This window comes from Pseudomonas sp. WS 5071, assembly GCF_012985765.1.
GTDB classification, from domain to species: Bacteria; Pseudomonadota; Gammaproteobacteria; order Pseudomonadales; family Pseudomonadaceae; genus Aquipseudomonas; species Aquipseudomonas lundensis_A.
Genome location: NZ_JAAQWY010000010.1, coordinates 101507 through 117653 on the forward strand (window position 1 = coordinate 101507; position 16147 = coordinate 117653).

Annotated in this window: 21 protein-coding genes; 7 read left to right on the forward strand and 14 right to left on the reverse strand. The window is 53.3% G+C overall.

From position 1 onward, the window contains the following. Positions 1–23 precede the first annotated feature (23 nt). Positions 24–287, reverse strand: a complete 264-nt coding sequence (locus HBN61_RS08575) for a DUF4404 family protein (RefSeq protein ID WP_094993970.1) — start codon at positions 285–287, stop codon at positions 24–26. A 313-nt stretch (positions 288–600) separates the two neighbouring features. On the opposite strand from HBN61_RS08575, the gene HBN61_RS08580 reads away from it, so the two are divergent. The 3 genes from HBN61_RS08580 to rssC all read left to right on the forward strand — a co-directional run bounded on the left by HBN61_RS08580 (position 601) and on the right by rssC (position 3291). Next, entirely contained in the window at positions 601–1290 is a 690-nt protein-coding gene (locus HBN61_RS08580; protein ID WP_094993971.1) for an MlaA family lipoprotein, read from the forward strand. Between the two features lie 337 nt (positions 1291–1627). Further along, positions 1628–2812, forward strand: coding sequence for a two-component system response regulator RssB (gene rssB / locus HBN61_RS08585; protein WP_094993972.1), 1185 nt, complete (start codon positions 1628–1630; stop codon positions 2810–2812). Then, positions 2809–3291 (forward strand): anti-sigma factor antagonist RssC, encoded by a 483-nt coding sequence (gene rssC / locus HBN61_RS08590; RefSeq protein WP_094993973.1) that lies wholly within the window; start codon positions 2809–2811, stop codon positions 3289–3291. The genes rssB and rssC overlap by 4 nt, the downstream gene beginning before the upstream one ends. Positions 3292–3351: 60 nt before the next feature. On the opposite strand, the gene dusA is transcribed toward rssC, so the two are convergent. Next, a complete protein-coding gene (gene dusA / locus HBN61_RS08595) occupies positions 3352–4362 on the reverse strand; it encodes a tRNA dihydrouridine(20/20a) synthase DusA (protein ID WP_170046509.1) in 1011 nt (336 codons plus the stop codon). A 102-nt stretch (positions 4363–4464) separates the two neighbouring features. Here dusA and HBN61_RS08600 point away from each other — a divergent pair, with 102 nt between their 5' ends. Further along, entirely contained in the window at positions 4465–5589 is a 1125-nt protein-coding gene (locus HBN61_RS08600; RefSeq protein ID WP_170046510.1) for a site-specific integrase, read from the forward strand. A 1-nt stretch (position 5590) separates the two neighbouring features. Here the strand turns inward: HBN61_RS08600 and HBN61_RS08605 are convergent, their stop codons facing one another. From HBN61_RS08605 to HBN61_RS08650, 10 genes are all read right to left on the reverse strand, one after another. Further along, the gene (locus HBN61_RS08605) at positions 5591–5866 is read right to left on the reverse strand and encodes a pyocin activator PrtN family protein (RefSeq protein ID WP_047294219.1); all 276 of its coding nucleotides are present in this window, start codon (positions 5864–5866) and stop codon (positions 5591–5593) included. Beyond that, complete coding sequence (locus HBN61_RS22810; protein WP_170046511.1) at positions 5863–6081, reverse strand: Arc family DNA-binding protein; 219 nt, start codon at positions 6079–6081, stop codon at positions 5863–5865. The genes HBN61_RS08605 and HBN61_RS22810 overlap by 4 nt, the downstream gene beginning before the upstream one ends. Further along, entirely contained in the window at positions 6078–6320 is a 243-nt protein-coding gene (locus HBN61_RS08615) for a hypothetical protein (protein WP_170046512.1), read from the reverse strand. The genes HBN61_RS22810 and HBN61_RS08615 overlap by 4 nt, the downstream gene beginning before the upstream one ends. Positions 6321–6406: 86 nt before the next feature. Then, the gene (locus tag HBN61_RS08620) at positions 6407–7228 is read right to left on the reverse strand and encodes a hypothetical protein (protein WP_170046513.1); all 822 of its coding nucleotides are present in this window, start codon (positions 7226–7228) and stop codon (positions 6407–6409) included. A 26-nt stretch (positions 7229–7254) separates the two neighbouring features. After that, positions 7255–9975, reverse strand: a complete 2721-nt coding sequence (locus HBN61_RS08625; RefSeq protein ID WP_170046514.1) for a toprim domain-containing protein — start codon at positions 9973–9975, stop codon at positions 7255–7257. Between the two features lie 5 nt (positions 9976–9980). Then, positions 9981–10214 (reverse strand): hypothetical protein, encoded by a 234-nt coding sequence (locus tag HBN61_RS08630; protein ID WP_170046515.1) that lies wholly within the window; start codon positions 10212–10214, stop codon positions 9981–9983. Between the two features lie 72 nt (positions 10215–10286). Continuing rightward, positions 10287–10658, reverse strand: coding sequence for a hypothetical protein (locus HBN61_RS08635; RefSeq protein WP_097192443.1), 372 nt, complete (start codon positions 10656–10658; stop codon positions 10287–10289). Next, positions 10655–10945, reverse strand: a complete 291-nt coding sequence (locus HBN61_RS08640) for an Ogr/Delta-like zinc finger protein (RefSeq protein ID WP_094993981.1) — start codon at positions 10943–10945, stop codon at positions 10655–10657. The genes HBN61_RS08635 and HBN61_RS08640 overlap by 4 nt, the downstream gene beginning before the upstream one ends. Beyond that, entirely contained in the window at positions 10942–11415 is a 474-nt protein-coding gene (locus HBN61_RS08645; RefSeq protein WP_094993982.1) for a YmfL family putative regulatory protein, read from the reverse strand. The genes HBN61_RS08640 and HBN61_RS08645 overlap by 4 nt, the downstream gene beginning before the upstream one ends. Positions 11416–11454: 39 nt before the next feature. Then, complete coding sequence (locus HBN61_RS08650) at positions 11455–11706, reverse strand: hypothetical protein (protein ID WP_170046546.1); 252 nt, start codon at positions 11704–11706, stop codon at positions 11455–11457. 101 nt (positions 11707–11807) lie between these two features. Between HBN61_RS08650 and HBN61_RS08655 the strand changes: the two genes are divergently transcribed. From HBN61_RS08655 to HBN61_RS08665, 3 genes are all read left to right on the forward strand, one after another. Next, positions 11808–12218: a helix-turn-helix domain-containing protein gene (locus tag HBN61_RS08655; protein ID WP_262498734.1), complete on the forward strand. Its 411-nt coding sequence runs from the start codon at positions 11808–11810 to the stop codon at positions 12216–12218. Between the two features lie 170 nt (positions 12219–12388). Further along, the gene (locus tag HBN61_RS08660) at positions 12389–13288 is read left to right on the forward strand and encodes a hypothetical protein (RefSeq protein ID WP_170046517.1); all 900 of its coding nucleotides are present in this window, start codon (positions 12389–12391) and stop codon (positions 13286–13288) included. Next, positions 13285–13929 (forward strand): hypothetical protein, encoded by a 645-nt coding sequence (locus tag HBN61_RS08665; RefSeq protein WP_170046518.1) that lies wholly within the window; start codon positions 13285–13287, stop codon positions 13927–13929. Before HBN61_RS08660 ends, HBN61_RS08665 begins: the two co-directional genes overlap by 4 nt. Positions 13930–14408: 479 nt before the next feature. Here the strand turns inward: HBN61_RS08665 and HBN61_RS08670 are convergent, their stop codons facing one another. Continuing rightward, positions 14409–15707, reverse strand: a complete 1299-nt coding sequence (locus HBN61_RS08670) for a phage late control D family tail protein (RefSeq protein ID WP_170046519.1) — start codon at positions 15705–15707, stop codon at positions 14409–14411. Then, positions 15704–16144 carry a phage tail protein gene (locus tag HBN61_RS08675; protein WP_094993986.1) on the reverse strand — a complete coding sequence of 147 codons (441 nt, stop codon included), beginning with the start codon at positions 16142–16144 and terminating at the stop codon, positions 15704–15706. Before HBN61_RS08675 ends, HBN61_RS08670 begins: the two co-directional genes overlap by 4 nt. Between the last annotated feature and the right edge of the window lie 3 nt (positions 16145–16147).

A 16147-nucleotide genomic window follows, 5' to 3' on the forward strand; every position in this document is an offset into this window, starting at 1 on the left:
TTTCTTTTAGGGGCGGCGACCGTTTAGATGCCAATGTTGCCGAGTGTCTGGACAATATTGCGCAATGTGCCGGCCAGGGCCGGGTGTTCCACCTCAAAGCGTTCTACAGCCAGATTAACGCTGTCTGCGAGGCTGTTGTCTTGCGTGGCTGTCTCAAGTTTGATTTGAGCATCGATTTTCTGCGCCAGGTCATCCAGCTCTTCCCGTTCCTTTAAAGACAAGGGCGAATTTTGGTCCAGTTGCGCGCGCAGGGTGTCGAGTTGTTTTTGCAGTTCGCGAGCAGGCATAACGTTCATCCTTTATTGAGAGGCTGTGAGATAGACCTTCGCAATGAACAAAAGGTCGATCAAGCGGGCCTTTAGAGTAATCCACTCATGTTGAATTGGCATGATCCATCTCATTTTTGTGAAAAGTCATGCGTTCTGCCACCTGCCGCACCCAGGCATCAGGCGTAAATCGTGATGACTTGAGCCCGCCGGGTGTGAATAGATTGCATGTTGTGTATTTAAGGGGGCTGCCTGTTTGACATTTCTCGTTATACTAACGCCCAAAACCAGGGCATAGCGCCCGAGTGTAAGTGCTGCTTAGGAGTTTTTTGCTATGCGCTGGAATGATCGTTTGGCTCAATTGTGTCTGTGTGCAGGTGTGGCAATGCTGCCATTTACCGCTCACGCGGCTACCGAAGATGACCCATGGGAAGGCGTTAACCGTGTCATTTTCAAGTTCAACGACACGATTGATACCTATGCCTTGAAGCCAATTGCTCAGGGCTACCAGTACATCACGCCTCAGTTCCTTGAGGACGGCATTCACAACATGTACCGCAACATCGGTGACGTGCGTAACCTGGCCAACGATGTGTTGCAGGCCAAGCCACACGCAGCGGGCGTGGACACGGCACGTGTGTTGATGAACACCATCATCGGCGTGGGTGGCTTCTTTGATGTAGGCACCAAAATGGGCCTGCAGCGCAACGAAGAAGACTTCGGTCAGACGCTGGGTCGCTGGGGTGTTCCAAGTGGTCCCTACGTGGTACTGCCGTTGCTTGGCCCAAGCACCGTACGTGATGCGGTCGCTATCTACCCGGACACTTACGCCGAACCCTACCGTTACATGAATGACATCCCGGCGCGCAACATGGCGATCGGCATGGACGTGATCGATACCCGCGCTAGCTTGCTCTCGGCGGAAAAACTGATCACGGGCGATAAGTATGTGTTTATCCGCAATGCTTACCTGCAAAACCGCGAGTTCAAGGTTAAGGATGGCCAGGTAGAAGACGATTTTTAAACCGTTTGCTACCGCTTGCGCAAAAGAGCCCTTCGGGGCTCTTTTTTGTTTTCAGGGCGTTTATGAGCACGAATCAAACGTGACCGACCATGCTTTTAGTCAGCTCGGCGCAGGTTCTTATAACTGTGGGGAATTTCTCTTATGAAGCTCCGTCCCTCAGCTTCGGGCCGAGCTTGAAACCCCCCGCGGATGGGAGTACCGTCTGCGCCTTACGCGAGCACCTTTGTAGAACTGAGCAATACTGAATACCAGTTCCAGGTGTTTCAAAGTACATTCAGTCGTTGAACCCGCTCAGTGCGTGTTTAATGCCAACCTAATTCTGGCGCCATTTGCCCACATGCAAAAAACCAGTGCCACGCTGCTGATCATTGATGACGACGACGTCGTACGCGCCAGTCTGGCGGCTTATCTGGAAGACAGCGGATTCAGCGTTCTCCAGGCCAGTAATGGCTTGCAGGGACTTCAGGTGTTCGAGAGCGAACGGCCCGATTTGGTCATCTGTGATTTGCGCATGCCGCAAATGGGTGGCCTTGAGCTGATTCGCCAAGTGACACTTCAGTCTCCCGTGACTCCGGTGATCGTTATTTCGGGCGCAGGGGTCATGAGTGACGTGGTCGAGGCGTTACGCTTGGGCGCTGCCGACTACCTGATCAAGCCTCTCGAAGACTTGGCAGTGCTTGAGCATTCTGTTCATCGCGCCCTTGATCGTGCGCGTTTGTTAGTAGAAAACCAGCGTTACCGTGAGAAGCTCGAATCCGCCAATCGCGAGTTAGAGGCCAGTCTGCACTTGTTGCAGGAGGATCAGAATGCAGGCCGGCAGGTGCAGATGAATATGCTGCCCGTCAGTCCCTGGTCTATTGATGCGTTTGATTTTGCGCACCAGATCATTCCGTCCTTGTATTTGTCGGGCGACTTTGTTGATTACTTCAGGGTGGACGAGCGCCGCGTGGCGTTTTACTTGGCTGACGTTTCAGGTCATGGGGCGTCTTCGGCTTTCGTGACGGTCCTGCTCAAATTCATGACCACGCGCTTGCTGTTTGAATCCAGGCGTAGCGGTACACTGCCTGAGTTCAAACCTTCGGAGGTGCTGGGGCATATCAACCGTGGTCTGATCAACTGCAAGCTGGGCAAGCATGTGACCATGGTCGGCGGGGTCATCGATGAAGAGAGCGGCCTGCTGACCTACAGCATTGGCGGGCATCTGCCCTTGCCGGTTTTGTACACGCCTGACAGTGTCAGTTATCTGGAAGGCCGCGGTTTACCGGTAGGCTTGTTCAATGAAGCCACCTATGAAGATCACACGCTCAAGCTGCCTGACAGATTCAGCCTGACGCTGATGTCTGACGGAATTTTGGATCTTTTGACTGAGCAGACGCTCAAAGAAAAAGAAGCTGCCTTGCCACAATTGGTGAAAGCAGCGGGCGGCAGCCTGGAAGGTCTGCGCCAAGTGTTTGGTTTAGCTACGCTCGGGGAGATGCCGGATGATATCGCCTTGTTGGTGTTAAGCAGGAATCTGAAATGAGTACCGGTAGAATTCAGTTCGCCGAACAGGATGGCACTTTCGTCCTGAAGTTTGTAGGTGAAGTGCGCCTGACCTTGTGTTCGGCACTGGATGCAACGATTGAGAAAATTTTCACGGCGTTGAACTTTTCCGCCATCGTGATCGATCTGACCGAAACGCGCAGCATTGATAGCACTACGCTGGGGCTGCTGGCGAAATTGTCGATCCTTTCCCGGCAGAAAGTCGGCTTGTTGCCCACTGTCGTGACTACCCACGAAGACATTACCCGTCTGTTGCAATCCATGGGCTTTGATCAGGTTTTCAATATCGTGGGCACGCCCTTGCCCTGTCCTGAGTGCCTGACAGATCTGCCTTCACAGGATCAGTCGGAAGAAATCGTACGGGTCAAAGTGCTGGAGGCGCATAAAATCCTCATGAGCCTTAATGACTCCAATCATGAAGCTTTCCATGATCTGGTGAATGCGCTCGAGCGCAGCTGAATCAACCGTACGAACAAAGGAGCCATCCTGTAGCGGGGTGGCTCCTTTTTCGTCGTGGCGTTAGCGTCCTTCCAGCAGCTCCCCGGCTTGATCCAGCAGTGCCAGCGGATCCTCGGCCTTATGAATATCCACTGAGAGCAACTGGCGAAAGCGTCGAGCCCCCGGGAAACCTTGCCCAAGCCCCAGGATATGCCGGGTAACGTGATGCATAGCTCCCCCTGCAGCCAAATGCTGCGCAATATAAGGCCGCAACAACGCTAATGCCTCAGCGCGGGTAACGATTGGCGCCTCCCTACCAAATAACTGCTGATCGACACCGGCAAGAATATAGGGGTTGTGATAAGCCTCGCGCCCCAGCATTACGCCATCAAAAACCTGCAAATGCTCTTGGCATTGCTCAAGCGTTTTTATCCCGCCATTAAGAATGATTTCGAGGTCAGGGAAGTCTGACTTCAGCTGTGCTGCGACGTCGTAGCGCAAGGGAGGGATATCCCGATTTTCCTTGGGTGACAGCCCTTCAAGAATCGCGATTCGAGCGTGTACCGTAAAACTTTCGCATCCCGCATCGTTCACCGTCCCGACAAAATCACACAGCTGAGCATAACTGTCGCGGCCATTAATACCGATGCGGTGCTTGACCGTCACGGGAATAGACACCGCATCGCGCATGGCTTTGACGCAATCAGCCACCAGTGCGGGATGTGCCATCAAGCATGCGCCAATCATATTATTTTGCACCCGATCACTCGGGCAGCCGACATTTAAGTTCACTTCATCGTAACCGGCGTCTTGCGCCAGACGTGCGCATGCTGCCAGATCGGCAGCCGTGCTTCCCCCCAGTTGCAATGCCAGCGGATGCTCGGACACGTCATGCCGGAGAAAACGCTCAGCATCGCCGTGTAACAGTGCACCGGTAGTGACCATTTCAGTGTAGAGCAGGGCGTTTTTGGAAAGCAGTCGCAAGAAGAAGCGGCAATGACGATCAGTCCAATCCATCATAGGCGCCACGCTAAAGCGTCTGGACACCGTAGAGCCTGTGTTTACGTGGGGTGTAGCTGAATTCTGTACCATTTTGCTCTACGTGTTTTAAGCGTGTTTTAGGGGGTTTTAGGGCGTTTTTCGAAGGTCGCTGGTACAATGTACCATCTCATTTTCGAATTGTACCAGTTGACTATGGCCACGATCAGAGTACGCAAACGCACCAACGGCAGCAGCAGTTACACGGCACAAATACGCCTGATCCGTGATGGGGCGCAAGTTTACCAAGAGAGCCAGACATTCACCCGCAAACAGACGGCTCAAGCGTGGATTCGAAAGCGTGAAGCTGAACTTGACCAACCCGGCGCGATTGAGCGGGCAAACCGCGAAGGCGCTACGGTCAAGGAAATGATCGAGCGCTACGTGCTCGAAATGGAAAAAGCCCGTGCACTGGGAAAAACTAAGCTGGCCACGCTCAAAGCGATCAGCGAATCCTACTTGGGCCAGATAAATGACCAGGACTTGAACTGCCAGATACTGGTCGAGTATGCGGTCTGGCGAATGGGACCAGAAGGCGGCGGTGTGCTGCCGCAGACAGCCGGTAATGATTTGGCGCACTTGGGCGCCGTTCTATCCATCGCCCGCCCTGCATGGGGCTATCAGGTTGATCCTCACGCGATGGGTGATGCCCGCAAGGTATTGCGTAAACTGGGTTACAACATGCGCAGCCGTGAACGCGACAGACGCCCGACACTCGATGAGCTGGACAAGCTGCTGACACACTTCCAAGGCATCCTTGCCTACCGCCCCAGTTCAATCAACATGCTCAAGATGACCGCGTTCGCGTTGTTCTCCACGCGCCGCCAAGAAGAGATCACCCGTATCAAGTGGTCTGACCTGGACGAAGAAGGCAACCGTGTCCTGGTGCGGGACATGAAGAATCCCGGGCAGAAACTTGGCAACGACGTTTGGTGTCATTTGCCACCCGAAGCAATGGCCATCATTAAGACAATGCCCAAAGCAGTAGAGGAAATATTCCCCTACAACGCTGAGTCCATATCCGCATCCTGGACACGCGCCTGCAAGTTTTTGGGGATCGAGGACCTGCATTTTCACGACCTGAGGCACGAAGGCGTCAGCCGACTGTTTGAAATGGACTGGGACATTCCCAGGGTCGCCAGCGTATCGGGGCACCGGGACTGGAATTCAATGCGCCGTTACACGCATTTGCGGGGAAGGGGTGACGCCTATGCAGGCTGGCAGTGGCTGGATGTTGCCCTGAAGGCGCCCGTAAATTTGGGCGCCCGGACCTTGAAGTGAGTTAACTGCTACGCGGTGCGCTGTTGAGCTGGTGACTCTCCTTCATCGCGGCAGCGCGCTGGCCGTCCAGATACTCGGACAAATCCGAGATGTGCACGCCCTTGGCACTTTTCTGGCTGGCTTCCATCCGTGTGATCGGGATTTTTATCAAACCTGCCATTACCTTGCGTTCAAACATACTGGTGGTCAGGTGGGTGAAGTAGTCCTTGCACAACCTGTCCAGGGGGATCACCACCTGCCCGTTGTATTGGGCCATCAGGACAAAGAGAGTTTTCAATGCTTGGCTTCCAATTCAGTAATTCGGTCTAGCAGTTGGGCAATGACCCTGTTTTTTTGGTCGAGAACTAACTCCAAGGCGAGTGAGCGCTCCAGTCGATTGATTATTTCGCCATTCATGCTGCGTTGATTCCTCGACGCTACAGCAGCGATTTCCGGGCGTAAGCCATCGGGCAAGCGGATCACAAACTTGTCCTGTACGCGAGAGTCATTCATTGGTTCGCTCCTGTGACGATAGATCTGGCCAGCAACTGTGCAACCACTGCGGCATCGCGCTCTGATAACTCACCCAAGGTTTGGGCCATAGTGCTCAAGCTCTCCAGCCGCACCCGTGCCTCAGGCGATTTGTGCACCAGGTAACCGATCATCGCGGCGCCGATAATGGCGGTGGCCACAAGGTACCTGGCTGGTGTGGTAGCCTTCACTTCGCTGCTGCTTTGGTTTTTCACTTTCATGGTGTGCTCCTTAGTAGTGGTTGGTGTCGGGGAGGGCCAACTCCTCGACACCTCTTCATTTTCTGGCTTATGCCAGCCTCACTTGCTTAATACGGTACAAATTCAGCACAAACGCAGTACTTCACCGCTCTCAACGCACTGGTGTGTTGTGTATTGCTGAGGCCGAGTATCAGGTTGAGCACGTCAATTAAAGCCATGAGTTGCCCGCCGTTTTTGGCAGCTCGCGCACTCAGCTGATCTCCGTGCTCCTTAAGCAAGGCGGCGGTGTAAGTAGGGGCGAGCTTGTTGATGTCGTTGAGCAACTTGGTTGTGTTGCGGGTGATAGCCAGACCGAAAATGCCCGCTTGCTCGGCGCTCAGTTGAAGCAGACTTTCGGCCTGTCGGGGGTTGGCGTGATGTGATTTATTCAAAACGATGCGGGCGAGCCTGGTTTCTACTGCCTCGCTGTATTCGACGGGTTGGTTCGCGCAGATCACCAGCGCGCCTTTGAACGTGTGTTCAACACTTTCAGCGATGTTCCCGGAATGGATGTAAAAACTAGCGGTGTTGTAAAGCGCCTTTAGTTCATCCCAGTCGAACTCGCTTGCTGTTGGCTCTGTGGGTTCATAGATAACCACTCGGTTTACTGGATTTGTGATGGTTCTGGTGCGTGCTGCGCGTGTAGTTCGTACTGGGTCGTGATGCGATACCGACTGCGGGCCAGTCAGTTTCGACAAGTACTCCAGCAAAAACGTCTTGCCGCTTCCTGCTTCACCGCAGATATGCAGAAAAGGGAAGCTCCACTGTTCTTCACGGATGGGCTCAGCCAATTGCCCGCCGAGCCACCAAGCCATTGCGACAACCCCTCTGTCACCAAAAAGCGCGTAAAAGTCGTCAAAACGGATTGCCTGTTTCAGTTCGTTATGCATGGTGTTGCTCCTGTAGGTACAGCGGTTTAAGCACTCTGAAAAATCCAGCAGCGCACGGTTTTAGGTTTGTCGAACAAGGGGTTTGCCGCCGACTGCGCTGCCCGGATAACGCTGTAGGTCGGTTTGTTGGTTTCCAGCAGCTTGCGGCTGCGGCAGTCGCCCAGCAGGGTGCGCAAGGTTTTGAGGTCAGCCAGGTTCTGGCGGTGCTCGCTGGCCTTTTCGGCAAATTCGTTGAGGTTGATCGCAATCAGCTTTGTATCGTTGCTGTGGTTGACCTGCGGGCCTTCGCCCAGGCTTTCGAGGTAGTCGTAGACTTCCCAGAACTCGGCCACCAGCGGGTGATCGGCGCTGATAGCCGATTGGCGCTCAAGGGCCATCGTCACCAGTTGCTGTTGAGTGGTTGCCAGTTGGTTTTCATCCAGCGGGCAAACCAGGTGCAGGCAGTCGAGCAGGGCCAGCATCTGGCTGTGGTTTTTGATAATCCGCTCGACGCGGATTTCTTTTAGTTTGCGCAGGCGTTCTTCGTGGACGATCACGCGCTCGGCAAACTTGACCATCACCTGTGGCTCTGCGCGTACGGCTTTCAACAGGAAGTGGCTCAGCAGCTCGACCGGGATCTGGTTCAAGTTGTCAGCAGCAATCCGACTCTCTGTCGTTACCGCTGGGCGTGCAAAGTGCAGTTTGACGATACGGGTCAAGATCGCTTCGGAGGCGCTGACAGCAGCGTTTTGGCTGATGGCAATGGTGGCGCGAAACGGTGGTTCATAAGTCTCGTTGCCACTGGTTTTCATGCCTTTCGTGCCCAAGGTGCCGCCGCCGAAAAATTCCTTCAGTTCGTCCCAATCAAAACCCTTGGCGTGCAGCTTGTCCGGCTCGTTGCGGTCACCTTCGATCAGCACCACCGGCATGTTGGACACTTGGCCCATCGCCCGTTGCCGGCCTGCTCGGGTGGATTTGGACGGGTCGAAACCTTCCTTCTCCTGTCCCAGCAGCTTCCACAGGAACGTGAGCAGCGTGGTTTTACCGGCGCCGGCTTCACCGGTGGCTTCCAGAAACGGAAAGGATTTGTACTGCGCCCGGATTTGCTCTGCGAACAGTGAGCCAAACCAGAAGGTCAGCGCGACCACACCATTTGCTCCGAAACACGTCCAGAGCATGGGGAGCCAGTCTTCGCGGTATTCCTTGGCGTCCCGCTGTATGTGCATCGGGTTGGATTTTTGCAGCGTTTTCAAACGCAGCTTGCCGAACTCAAAGTAGTCCTCTTTGTTGACCTCGCTGAGCACGCCGTTGCGCACGGCGATGTCGCCGAACACATAGCTGCCGTGCTGTTTGCTGTAACCGATAAAATCGATGGTTTCGACAGTTTTCAGGCCAAACAGCTGGTCTTTCATGATCTTGTCGAGGTGTTGGCCACTGCCGGTGAAGACTGCGCCGGCAGCCATCCCCAGCAGGCGCTTTTTAAACTCGCTGGCTGCTGCGACCTGACCACCTGTGAAGGTATTTTTGACGCTGCCGCCGTCATGCGGGAAGTCGATGCGGAAGTAGTACCAGGACTCGTCCGTCACTTCGTTACGCTGGAAATACAACGCTTGTGGATAGCAGTTAGCGATTTCCACTACGCCGCCGCATTGGCGCAGAGCCTTGTCGCGGCGCTGTTTGTCGGTGAGTACCTGGTCTTCTTGGCGCTCAGAAGAGTCGAGGGTCTGCATGGCCTTATCGAATTTCAATAAATCCATCTTGAACCAGTACAGGCGGCTGTCGAATCCGAAGTGGAACTCGTGCCGTTCGCGCCATTCGTACATCAGCACGCCTTTCTCGGCGGCGCTTTCCGCAATCAACAGAGCGCCGTGATACCGGGCTGCTTTCAGGTCTTGGTCTATGCGGTCTGCGCGTTTATCAAGGTCGTCGATCACGGCCCAGCGCTGGTGCAGGTCATTCCAGTCGTGCTTGCGGTTGTCCTGCTGCGGGATTTGCGCGGCCTCGCAGATATAGCCGAGGTCGCGTGCCATTCGCACCCAGCGTTTGGTGTAACGGTGCGCGCCGGGCTCGTTGTCCAGTGCCCAAATCAGTTTGGGCAACTTACCGCCGCGCTGCCGCGACAGCTCTTTCAGGGATTCTTCGGGAAAGGCGTTGGATGACATGGCCGAGACAGCGGCGATGTCATGGTGTACCAGGGCAATGGCATCGAAAATGCCTTCGACAATCCACAGCTCTTTGACTTCAAGCAGATCAACACAAGGCGGACACCACCAGACACCCTTGTAGCTTTCGCCTTGTTTAAAGCGGGCTTTCTGTTTGCCGAAGCGGTGAGGGCGGTCGATCAGGCGTTCCCAGTAGCCCCCTTTCTCAAGGGCGAAACGCACTGTCGCGCTGCCAGCGTTATGTTGGGCCGAGTAAAAGGAGTCTTGGGTAAACCAGCCCTGAATCAGCTCAAAACGAAAGCCGCGTGCAAACTCCAGATAGGCGCGGGCGGTCGCATTGGGATACTGGTCGGTTGAAGGCGCACGTTTAGTCCAGTCGTCAAACAAGTTCTCGTACAGTTCTTTGACGTGCCAACTCTGTGCGCATTTTCCTTCCCTGCCGCAAATGATCAGCCACGGGTTTTTGTGGTGGGTGTATAGCTCTTTTTTGCCGCATGCCGGGCAACGACCGCCACGCATAAAGTGGGTGCCTGAGCGGTGTTTAAGATCGTAGTCGCTCTCAAGTCGCTTGAGTACTTCGACGCGCAGTTCATGTTCCATATTCATCGGGATTACTTCACTGCTCTGAGGCTGTGTGTGAGCGCGCCCATCAGGCGCTTTTGTGCGGCCATCACCGGCATGGCGCTGAGAATGGAGCCATGACGCAAGCCTTCGGGTATCAGGCGGAATTGGTCGGCGTACCAGACTTCGTTCAGTACCTGGCTATAGCGCCCACGCAGTTCGGCAAGCAGCAGCTCAGCCTCTTGCTGGGTCAGTTCGGTGCTGATTTCGACTGGCTGTTTCATGGTCCACCTCAAATTTCGGGCGTAGCTCACCCAAACCCATTGCAAACAGGTCTGGAGACGGGTGGTTAAGGGTTAGGGGGTAACGAGGCGCAGTCGGCGATTGTCGGTTGCGTTGATAATGCGTTCGTAAATCAGATTGACCGGGACCGCCCACGTAAGGCCGCTGGAGGGGTCAGTCACAACGGCGACAGTGGTAGAGCTGGCATCAACATCCAGTTGGTGACGATTGCTACTGCACTTCAGTTCGCCATAAGCCCGCGTAACTAACTTTTCAGCCATGTGCAGTGGCACCTCAAGACTGCCGGTCAAGTGCTGCACCGCACGGCTAAATAGCAACTGATCATTGCCCAGGTGCTCGGATTGGTGGCGTTGCAAGAAGAACAGGGCTGCCAACTGCATGCTGGCCTCATATTCCTGATGCTCGGTGTGGGTTGCTGCATTCATATCGCACGCTCCATTTCCAGTTGGTCCAGCAGGTCAGGGTGATCGGTGGGTGAGAGCATCGCCGCGCGGCGCTGGGCGACATTGGCTATTGGCAGCTTGACCGCTGGGTTCGCCATACCGCTTGGGCTCATCTCATGAGTCATTTCAAATTCGGCGCGGACTGACCAGCCACAGGCTTCGTTCGTGCATTGCAGATAAGCAACGCGCAGAAAAATATGTGTGCCCTCACTGGTGCGAATGCGCATACGGGAGTGGCAGTGGGGGCAAACCAGTTTGTAAGTGCTCATGACGCGGCTCCTGCGCTGTAGAGCTGGATGGTCGCCAGCACTTCGGCGTAGCGGGCAGACATATAAAGACTCAACGCGTTGATGATGGCTTCGGCTTCGTGTTTCTCGATCACACCATCGTCCAGTGCCTGAGCGATGATTTGATCAACACAGCCACGTTTCGCGGCGGCTTTGACTGAGCGACTGAACAGTTCGATGTTATCCAGCGTGCCCGGCGCTGCCAGGGGTACAAACATGCCGCCGTACATCGTGGCGACATAGCTGGGCAGGAAGGTCGTACCCGCTTGCTGCTCAAGCCTGAAAATGTGCTCATCCGTCAACGGACGGCTGCCGGCGTTTTCATAAGCCTGGTTATCAAACTTTTTGAGATTCATGCCGAGGTTCGCAGCGGCATAGGCTCGACCACCGGGGTAGCTACAAATCACTGCACTGACCACATCTTTTCGGGTGCCTAGAACCGGGCGTTTCATCTTCTGGTTTCTCCCTGGAGTCATCGCCCCTACAGTTGCTTACGCCGTTCTTGAAACAAACGGCTGCTTATCGCTCTCAGCCAAAATGCCGGGAAGCACCTCTTTGCCAATCAATCGGGACAAGTCCTGCATGATGCGAAACGACAAACGGCCTCTCGGCAGCGTTTTGTGACCGGCCCAACGCTCTACCACCTGAGTAACTGTGCGCACTTCATAGCCGTGACTGAGAGCGAACTGACGGAAATTACTGCCGCATTCGATCAATCGCGCTTGGATCTGGCGCTTCTTCATGGCTTGACTCATGGTTTGAGTGTTCCTAGTTGGTTAAGATGTACCTGTTTGTTCGCAGTATACGCACCCAAACGAGTGCGTCAACCGGATTATATGAAAAAATGAGTATAGCCACGCGTCTGCGCAGTGTTCTCGACAAGAAAGGCCTTTCTATTAAGGAGGCCTCGGAGTTGGTCGGAATCCCCTACAGGACGCTCCAGAACTACCTTTTGGACGAGCGAGAACCAAACGCGAAAGCGCTTTCGGCTATTCGCACCCATTTGGGTATAAGTGTTGATTGGCTACTCACCGGTGAAGGCACCATGACCGGTGATGCTCCGCAGCAGGAGCAAACAGGCACAGCCACCGTTAACCCCCAAGAAGAAGCCATCCTTGAGTTGTTCCGTTCGCTGGGAGAGGCGGGTAGGCGGGAGATACAAAGCGCTGCTGAAGAAAAGAAACGCCTGATGGACGTTGAGCAGCGACTAAAGGATTTGACGGAAATCCTTGCTGATACCAAAAGGCCAGCTTAGTCTGTACGTATTAGGAACGGTATAGGAGAGCTTGGATGCTCGGTCATGAAATTCTGAGCTCTAGGCTCTTCAGCCTCTCGGTACAGCAGGCAGATGCATGTCTAAGGGCCTCATACCCTCCCAATAGAATATCTCCATATATTAACTATAACTAAATTTTTAGGTTCTCTATGCATTCGTTCCGCCCATACTCGCTGAAGATCTATGATAAATACCTGCCAGGCGAGGTGGTAGAAAGATATCATGCTCTAGATAAAGTAAGGTCTAAAGATCTACTTGATTATATCGAGGCTTTTTTTAACTCTTTAACTACAACAGTTCATAATGATACTGTGGCTAAAAAAACAGTTAAGGTGACAGAGGTTAGTAGGGTTGGGCGCAGTGTGTTTGGTTGGGTCGAATATGGCGAGTATGGTATTCCAGGGACGATTTATAGCCTAAAGAATAAGGCCAAGGCGTATGACAAGCAACATGATGATTCTGATGTGCGTTTTTGCTATTTTAATTTTTGTGTTCCTGTCGGTGGTAAAACGGCTGTGGCACTTCTTCATAGTGCGGGTAATCGAGGAATTAAATCTTTTTTTAAAGATAAATTTGGCGAATACTTTAAAAAAACAATTGATCTGAATATAAAAATATCACCGCTTTCACACGAAAAAACCGTTAGGGAATGGCTGGATAATTCCAGCGTTAAAGAGCTCAGGCTAGCAAACTATAATGTTCAACTTGCAGGCGATCTTGCGGATCAGCTAGATGTAGATCGTACCGAATTTATTATTAAACCTAAGCGTGGTAGTGGATTTGGTTCGTTTTCTTTACTACAATCTAAAGCTGCAAATGGTGGAGATAGTACAGTCGAAATTTTGAGTAAGCTATCTACTGATGTTCGAGCGGTAATTGAGTCTAACGGGCGGAAGAAAATTGTATCGCTTAAGATGAGCGACCCTATTTCTGCGATTGAGATCACTGACGATAATGTCAAAATTGTAGACGGAGCACCGGATCGTGTTGAACTGCATAGCTATGCAGAGGTCCTAATGGAAGAATTCATAGGAAAGGTCTCCATATGAGTGGAAAAATCAAGGTCGGCTTCATAATTAAAAAACATTTCAAGGCTGCGGTTTGGAATGCTGCAAATGATAAGGTTGATTGGCCTGATTTTTTTGTTTTTATTGTTCTTCCATTCTTGCTGGCGGGTCTTTTTTATTGGATTGGAATGCCTGATAAGGCAGGAATCATTAGTCTTTTAATGTCGGTTTCATCTATTTTTGCAGGTTTGCTGCTTAATTTATTGGTTTTGGTCTATGATCAAAATAAAAGAGTTCATGAGAAAATATTTGCGTTGGACGAAGTAAGTGCTGTTCCTCCCGATTTGCGGGCGGGCTCTCTTGACGACTTGTTGAATAATCCAACACCGCCTGCCCGCTCTGAAATGCGCTATAGAAATTATTCTAAGCATGCGCAGCTACTTGAGGAGCTGTTTTCAAGTATATGCTTTGCTATAGTCGTGTCTTTGTCTTCTATTGTGACAGGGATTTTATCAAGTCTTCTGAAGGAAGATGCTATACCGTTTTCAATATATAAGCTGTCTTTTTCTGTGGATTTTAAATCGTTGTTTATAACGATGTCTGTGTTTTTTCTGGTTAATTTGCTCCTTACTGTACTTATGGTAGTAAAGCGAGTGTATAAATTAATGTCTAGTCCTATTTGAGCCTATGGCCTGAGGGGGTATATTTGCTGCGAGTAATGGTTTTTAGTGGCTTTCTCCTTTTGCCCTCTTTAGGCTACTCAATGTCATGTGAGCTTTTGACTAAAGATTTAAATGAGTCCATAGGTTTGAATAGTATGGGCAGTGTGGTGGGTAAGAGTGCTGTGAGATATGTTAAGTCTCCAGAGATAACGTTTTCTGTCAGCTGTTCACAGAACCTACCTAACATTGCTTTTGCTTGGGACGGCCCAGCTCCTGACCCTACCTTCTACGATTTAGTAGGCACTGTCGGTAACCTACTATCGCATCGCCCAGCATCTGAGGTGGTGACATACTCCAAGCAGTGCCTGCAAGAAGCTCTTAATGACGATAGCGAGATAGCAACAATTGAGCGAGAGGGGATAGTCATCGAGTGCCAGGCCTTTAAAAGGGATGGCGGCGGTACCACCATCACGATCTTCACTGAGTAATCCCTCCTGCCACTAAACCCCGCCCTCTGTGGGGTTCTCCGTTTCCTCTTTCGCGGCCTGCATCCTCGCCCATTCCCGGTCCACCGCACGTTTTGCCGTTTTTTTGTTGGCGTACAGCCACAGCAGCCGTCTTGGCTTGCTTTGGTCGCCGGCTGTTCTGGTCTTTTCCGTTCCGGTTTTTTCATCGCGGTAGTAAGCGATGACGCCGCTGTAAATTTTCTGATTTTCCTCCGCCAAGTCCTCGACCGCGTCTTCCGGCAATTTGCTTTCCAGCTCCAGGCTCATTGTGTAGCCGTTGTCAGCGCTGAGGCTGTGGAGCACGTTGCCGCCATACCAGATGATTTCGTCGATTTCGTCTTTGATGCCAATAAGGGTGTAGGTCAGTTCCGGTATCAAGTCTGGCCGCGCCCGAGCCAATGTGTAGCTGAGGGTCGCGCTGCCACGTTGCAGGCGGTTAAATTCGGCACGTGCCGCGCGTAATGCGGACTGGCGGTCGCTGTAGGTGTGGCGCAGGTCTTTGAGGTTTTCGCCGCCGCCGGCAATGGCCTGCTGCTTTTTGGCGCTGTTGATGTCGTAGAAGTAGGCCCGCACGCCGTCGTAGCTGTCTCGGTCGGCTTGCAGGTAGCGATGCTGGTCGCCGTCTTCGCGGGTGAGGGTGATGTGGGGCAGGGCGATGCCGGTGACTGACCTTCCACCACCCGCAGGAAGGCACAGCAGGCAGCCGGCTTTGACGCTGGCTACCGCGTCGAATTCTTCGCCGAGTCGGCTGATCAGGTTGGCATCGGATTCGTTGGCCTGGTCGAGTTGCAACAGGGGCAGCCCCGCCAGTTTCGCTGCGATGGCAGATTTCAGCCCGTTACCCAGCGCAATATCGCGGATCACGTCGCCCAGGGTTTTGTTGCTCCAGCTGCGCTCGCGTTTGATTTTGAAGCTTTTGCGCAAGTCTGCCGATCGGGCGCGCAGGCTGAGTATGTCGGGGGCGCCGTTGTGTTCGATTTCGTCGAAGGTGTAGCTGCCCTTATCCACCAGCCCGGTGTCGCTCCAGCCGAGCCAAAGCCGCAACAACGCGCCTTTGGCGGGCATGGCCAGCAAGCCGTCGTGGTCGCTGAGGGTAAGGCTCAGTTGATCGGCTTCAAGCCCACGGTTGTCGGTCAGCTCAAGACTGATCAGGCGCGGGCTGATGATGTGGGCAATATCTTTGCCGTCAACGGTGATGCGAAAAGCAGGGATCGGATACGCCGCGTCGCGCATGACGCGTTCGGTGGTGTTTTGTACGTACCCCACCACGTCCGAAATAGCCGAGTCGATCATAGCAACCCTCGCAAAATGCTCACGCCTGCATGGGTGCCAGCACCAATAAGGTCGAGTTGATCGTCGTCGATACGCTTGAGGGTAAGGGTAAATTCAATACGGCGAGGTGTGCCGTCGCGGAAGAACACTGTTTTGGTTTCGCTCAAACTTTCGATTACCCATAGGCCGTAAATCCGCCCACTGCCCTCGATCATCGGCCACGCCTTGCCCGTGTTGGCCATCAGCCGCAACGCGTCTAGGCTCAGTGTGGTACCGGCCAGTTCCGGGAAGAGGATGCCGGGGAGGGTGATGATGTCGTCACCGCGACCGACAAATTGTCGTGCCGGCGCAGCACCTACCCGGCTGTTGCTGGGGTGGCGCCATTCTGTTTGGCGCTGCAGTTCCTGATAGGCCAGCGTCGAGAGGCTGAACACGAACATGCCCAAGGCAAGCATCATAAC

Excerpts from the sequence above, each read along its gene's own strand:
- HBN61_RS08575 (WP_094993970.1), bottom strand. The coding sequence starts at position 287 with ATGCCTGCTCGCGAACTGCAAAAACAACTCGACACCCTGCGCGCGCAA.
- HBN61_RS08580 (WP_094993971.1), top strand. The coding sequence starts at position 601 with ATGCGCTGGAATGATCGTTTGGCTCAATTGTGTCTGTGTGCAGGTGTG.
- rssB (WP_094993972.1), top strand. The coding sequence starts at position 1,628 with ATGCAAAAAACCAGTGCCACGCTGCTGATCATTGATGACGACGACGTC.
- rssC (WP_094993973.1), top strand. The coding sequence starts at position 2,809 with ATGAGTACCGGTAGAATTCAGTTCGCCGAACAGGATGGCACTTTCGTC.
- dusA (WP_170046509.1), bottom strand. The coding sequence starts at position 4,362 with ATGGTACAGAATTCAGCTACACCCCACGTAAACACAGGCTCTACGGTG.
- HBN61_RS08600 (WP_170046510.1), top strand. The coding sequence starts at position 4,465 with ATGGCCACGATCAGAGTACGCAAACGCACCAACGGCAGCAGCAGTTAC.
- HBN61_RS22810 (WP_170046511.1), bottom strand. The coding sequence starts at position 6,081 with ATGAATGACTCTCGCGTACAGGACAAGTTTGTGATCCGCTTGCCCGAT.
- HBN61_RS08615 (WP_170046512.1), bottom strand. The coding sequence starts at position 6,320 with ATGAAAGTGAAAAACCAAAGCAGCAGCGAAGTGAAGGCTACCACACCA.
- HBN61_RS08620 (WP_170046513.1), bottom strand. The coding sequence starts at position 7,228 with ATGCATAACGAACTGAAACAGGCAATCCGTTTTGACGACTTTTACGCG.
- HBN61_RS08625 (WP_170046514.1), bottom strand. The coding sequence starts at position 9,975 with ATGAATATGGAACATGAACTGCGCGTCGAAGTACTCAAGCGACTTGAG.
- HBN61_RS08630 (WP_170046515.1), bottom strand. The coding sequence starts at position 10,214 with ATGAAACAGCCAGTCGAAATCAGCACCGAACTGACCCAGCAAGAGGCT.
- HBN61_RS08635 (WP_097192443.1), bottom strand. The coding sequence starts at position 10,658 with ATGAATGCAGCAACCCACACCGAGCATCAGGAATATGAGGCCAGCATG.
- HBN61_RS08640 (WP_094993981.1), bottom strand. The coding sequence starts at position 10,945 with ATGAGCACTTACAAACTGGTTTGCCCCCACTGCCACTCCCGTATGCGC.
- HBN61_RS08645 (WP_094993982.1), bottom strand. The coding sequence starts at position 11,415 with ATGAAACGCCCGGTTCTAGGCACCCGAAAAGATGTGGTCAGTGCAGTG.
- HBN61_RS08650 (WP_170046546.1), bottom strand. The coding sequence starts at position 11,706 with ATGAAGAAGCGCCAGATCCAAGCGCGATTGATCGAATGCGGCAGTAAT.
- HBN61_RS08655 (WP_262498734.1), top strand. The coding sequence starts at position 11,808 with ATGAGTATAGCCACGCGTCTGCGCAGTGTTCTCGACAAGAAAGGCCTT.
- HBN61_RS08660 (WP_170046517.1), top strand. The coding sequence starts at position 12,389 with ATGCATTCGTTCCGCCCATACTCGCTGAAGATCTATGATAAATACCTG.
- HBN61_RS08665 (WP_170046518.1), top strand. The coding sequence starts at position 13,285 with ATGAGTGGAAAAATCAAGGTCGGCTTCATAATTAAAAAACATTTCAAG.
- HBN61_RS08670 (WP_170046519.1), bottom strand. The coding sequence starts at position 15,707 with ATGATCGACTCGGCTATTTCGGACGTGGTGGGGTACGTACAAAACACC.
- HBN61_RS08675 (WP_094993986.1), bottom strand. The coding sequence starts at position 16,144 with ATGATGCTTGCCTTGGGCATGTTCGTGTTCAGCCTCTCGACGCTGGCC.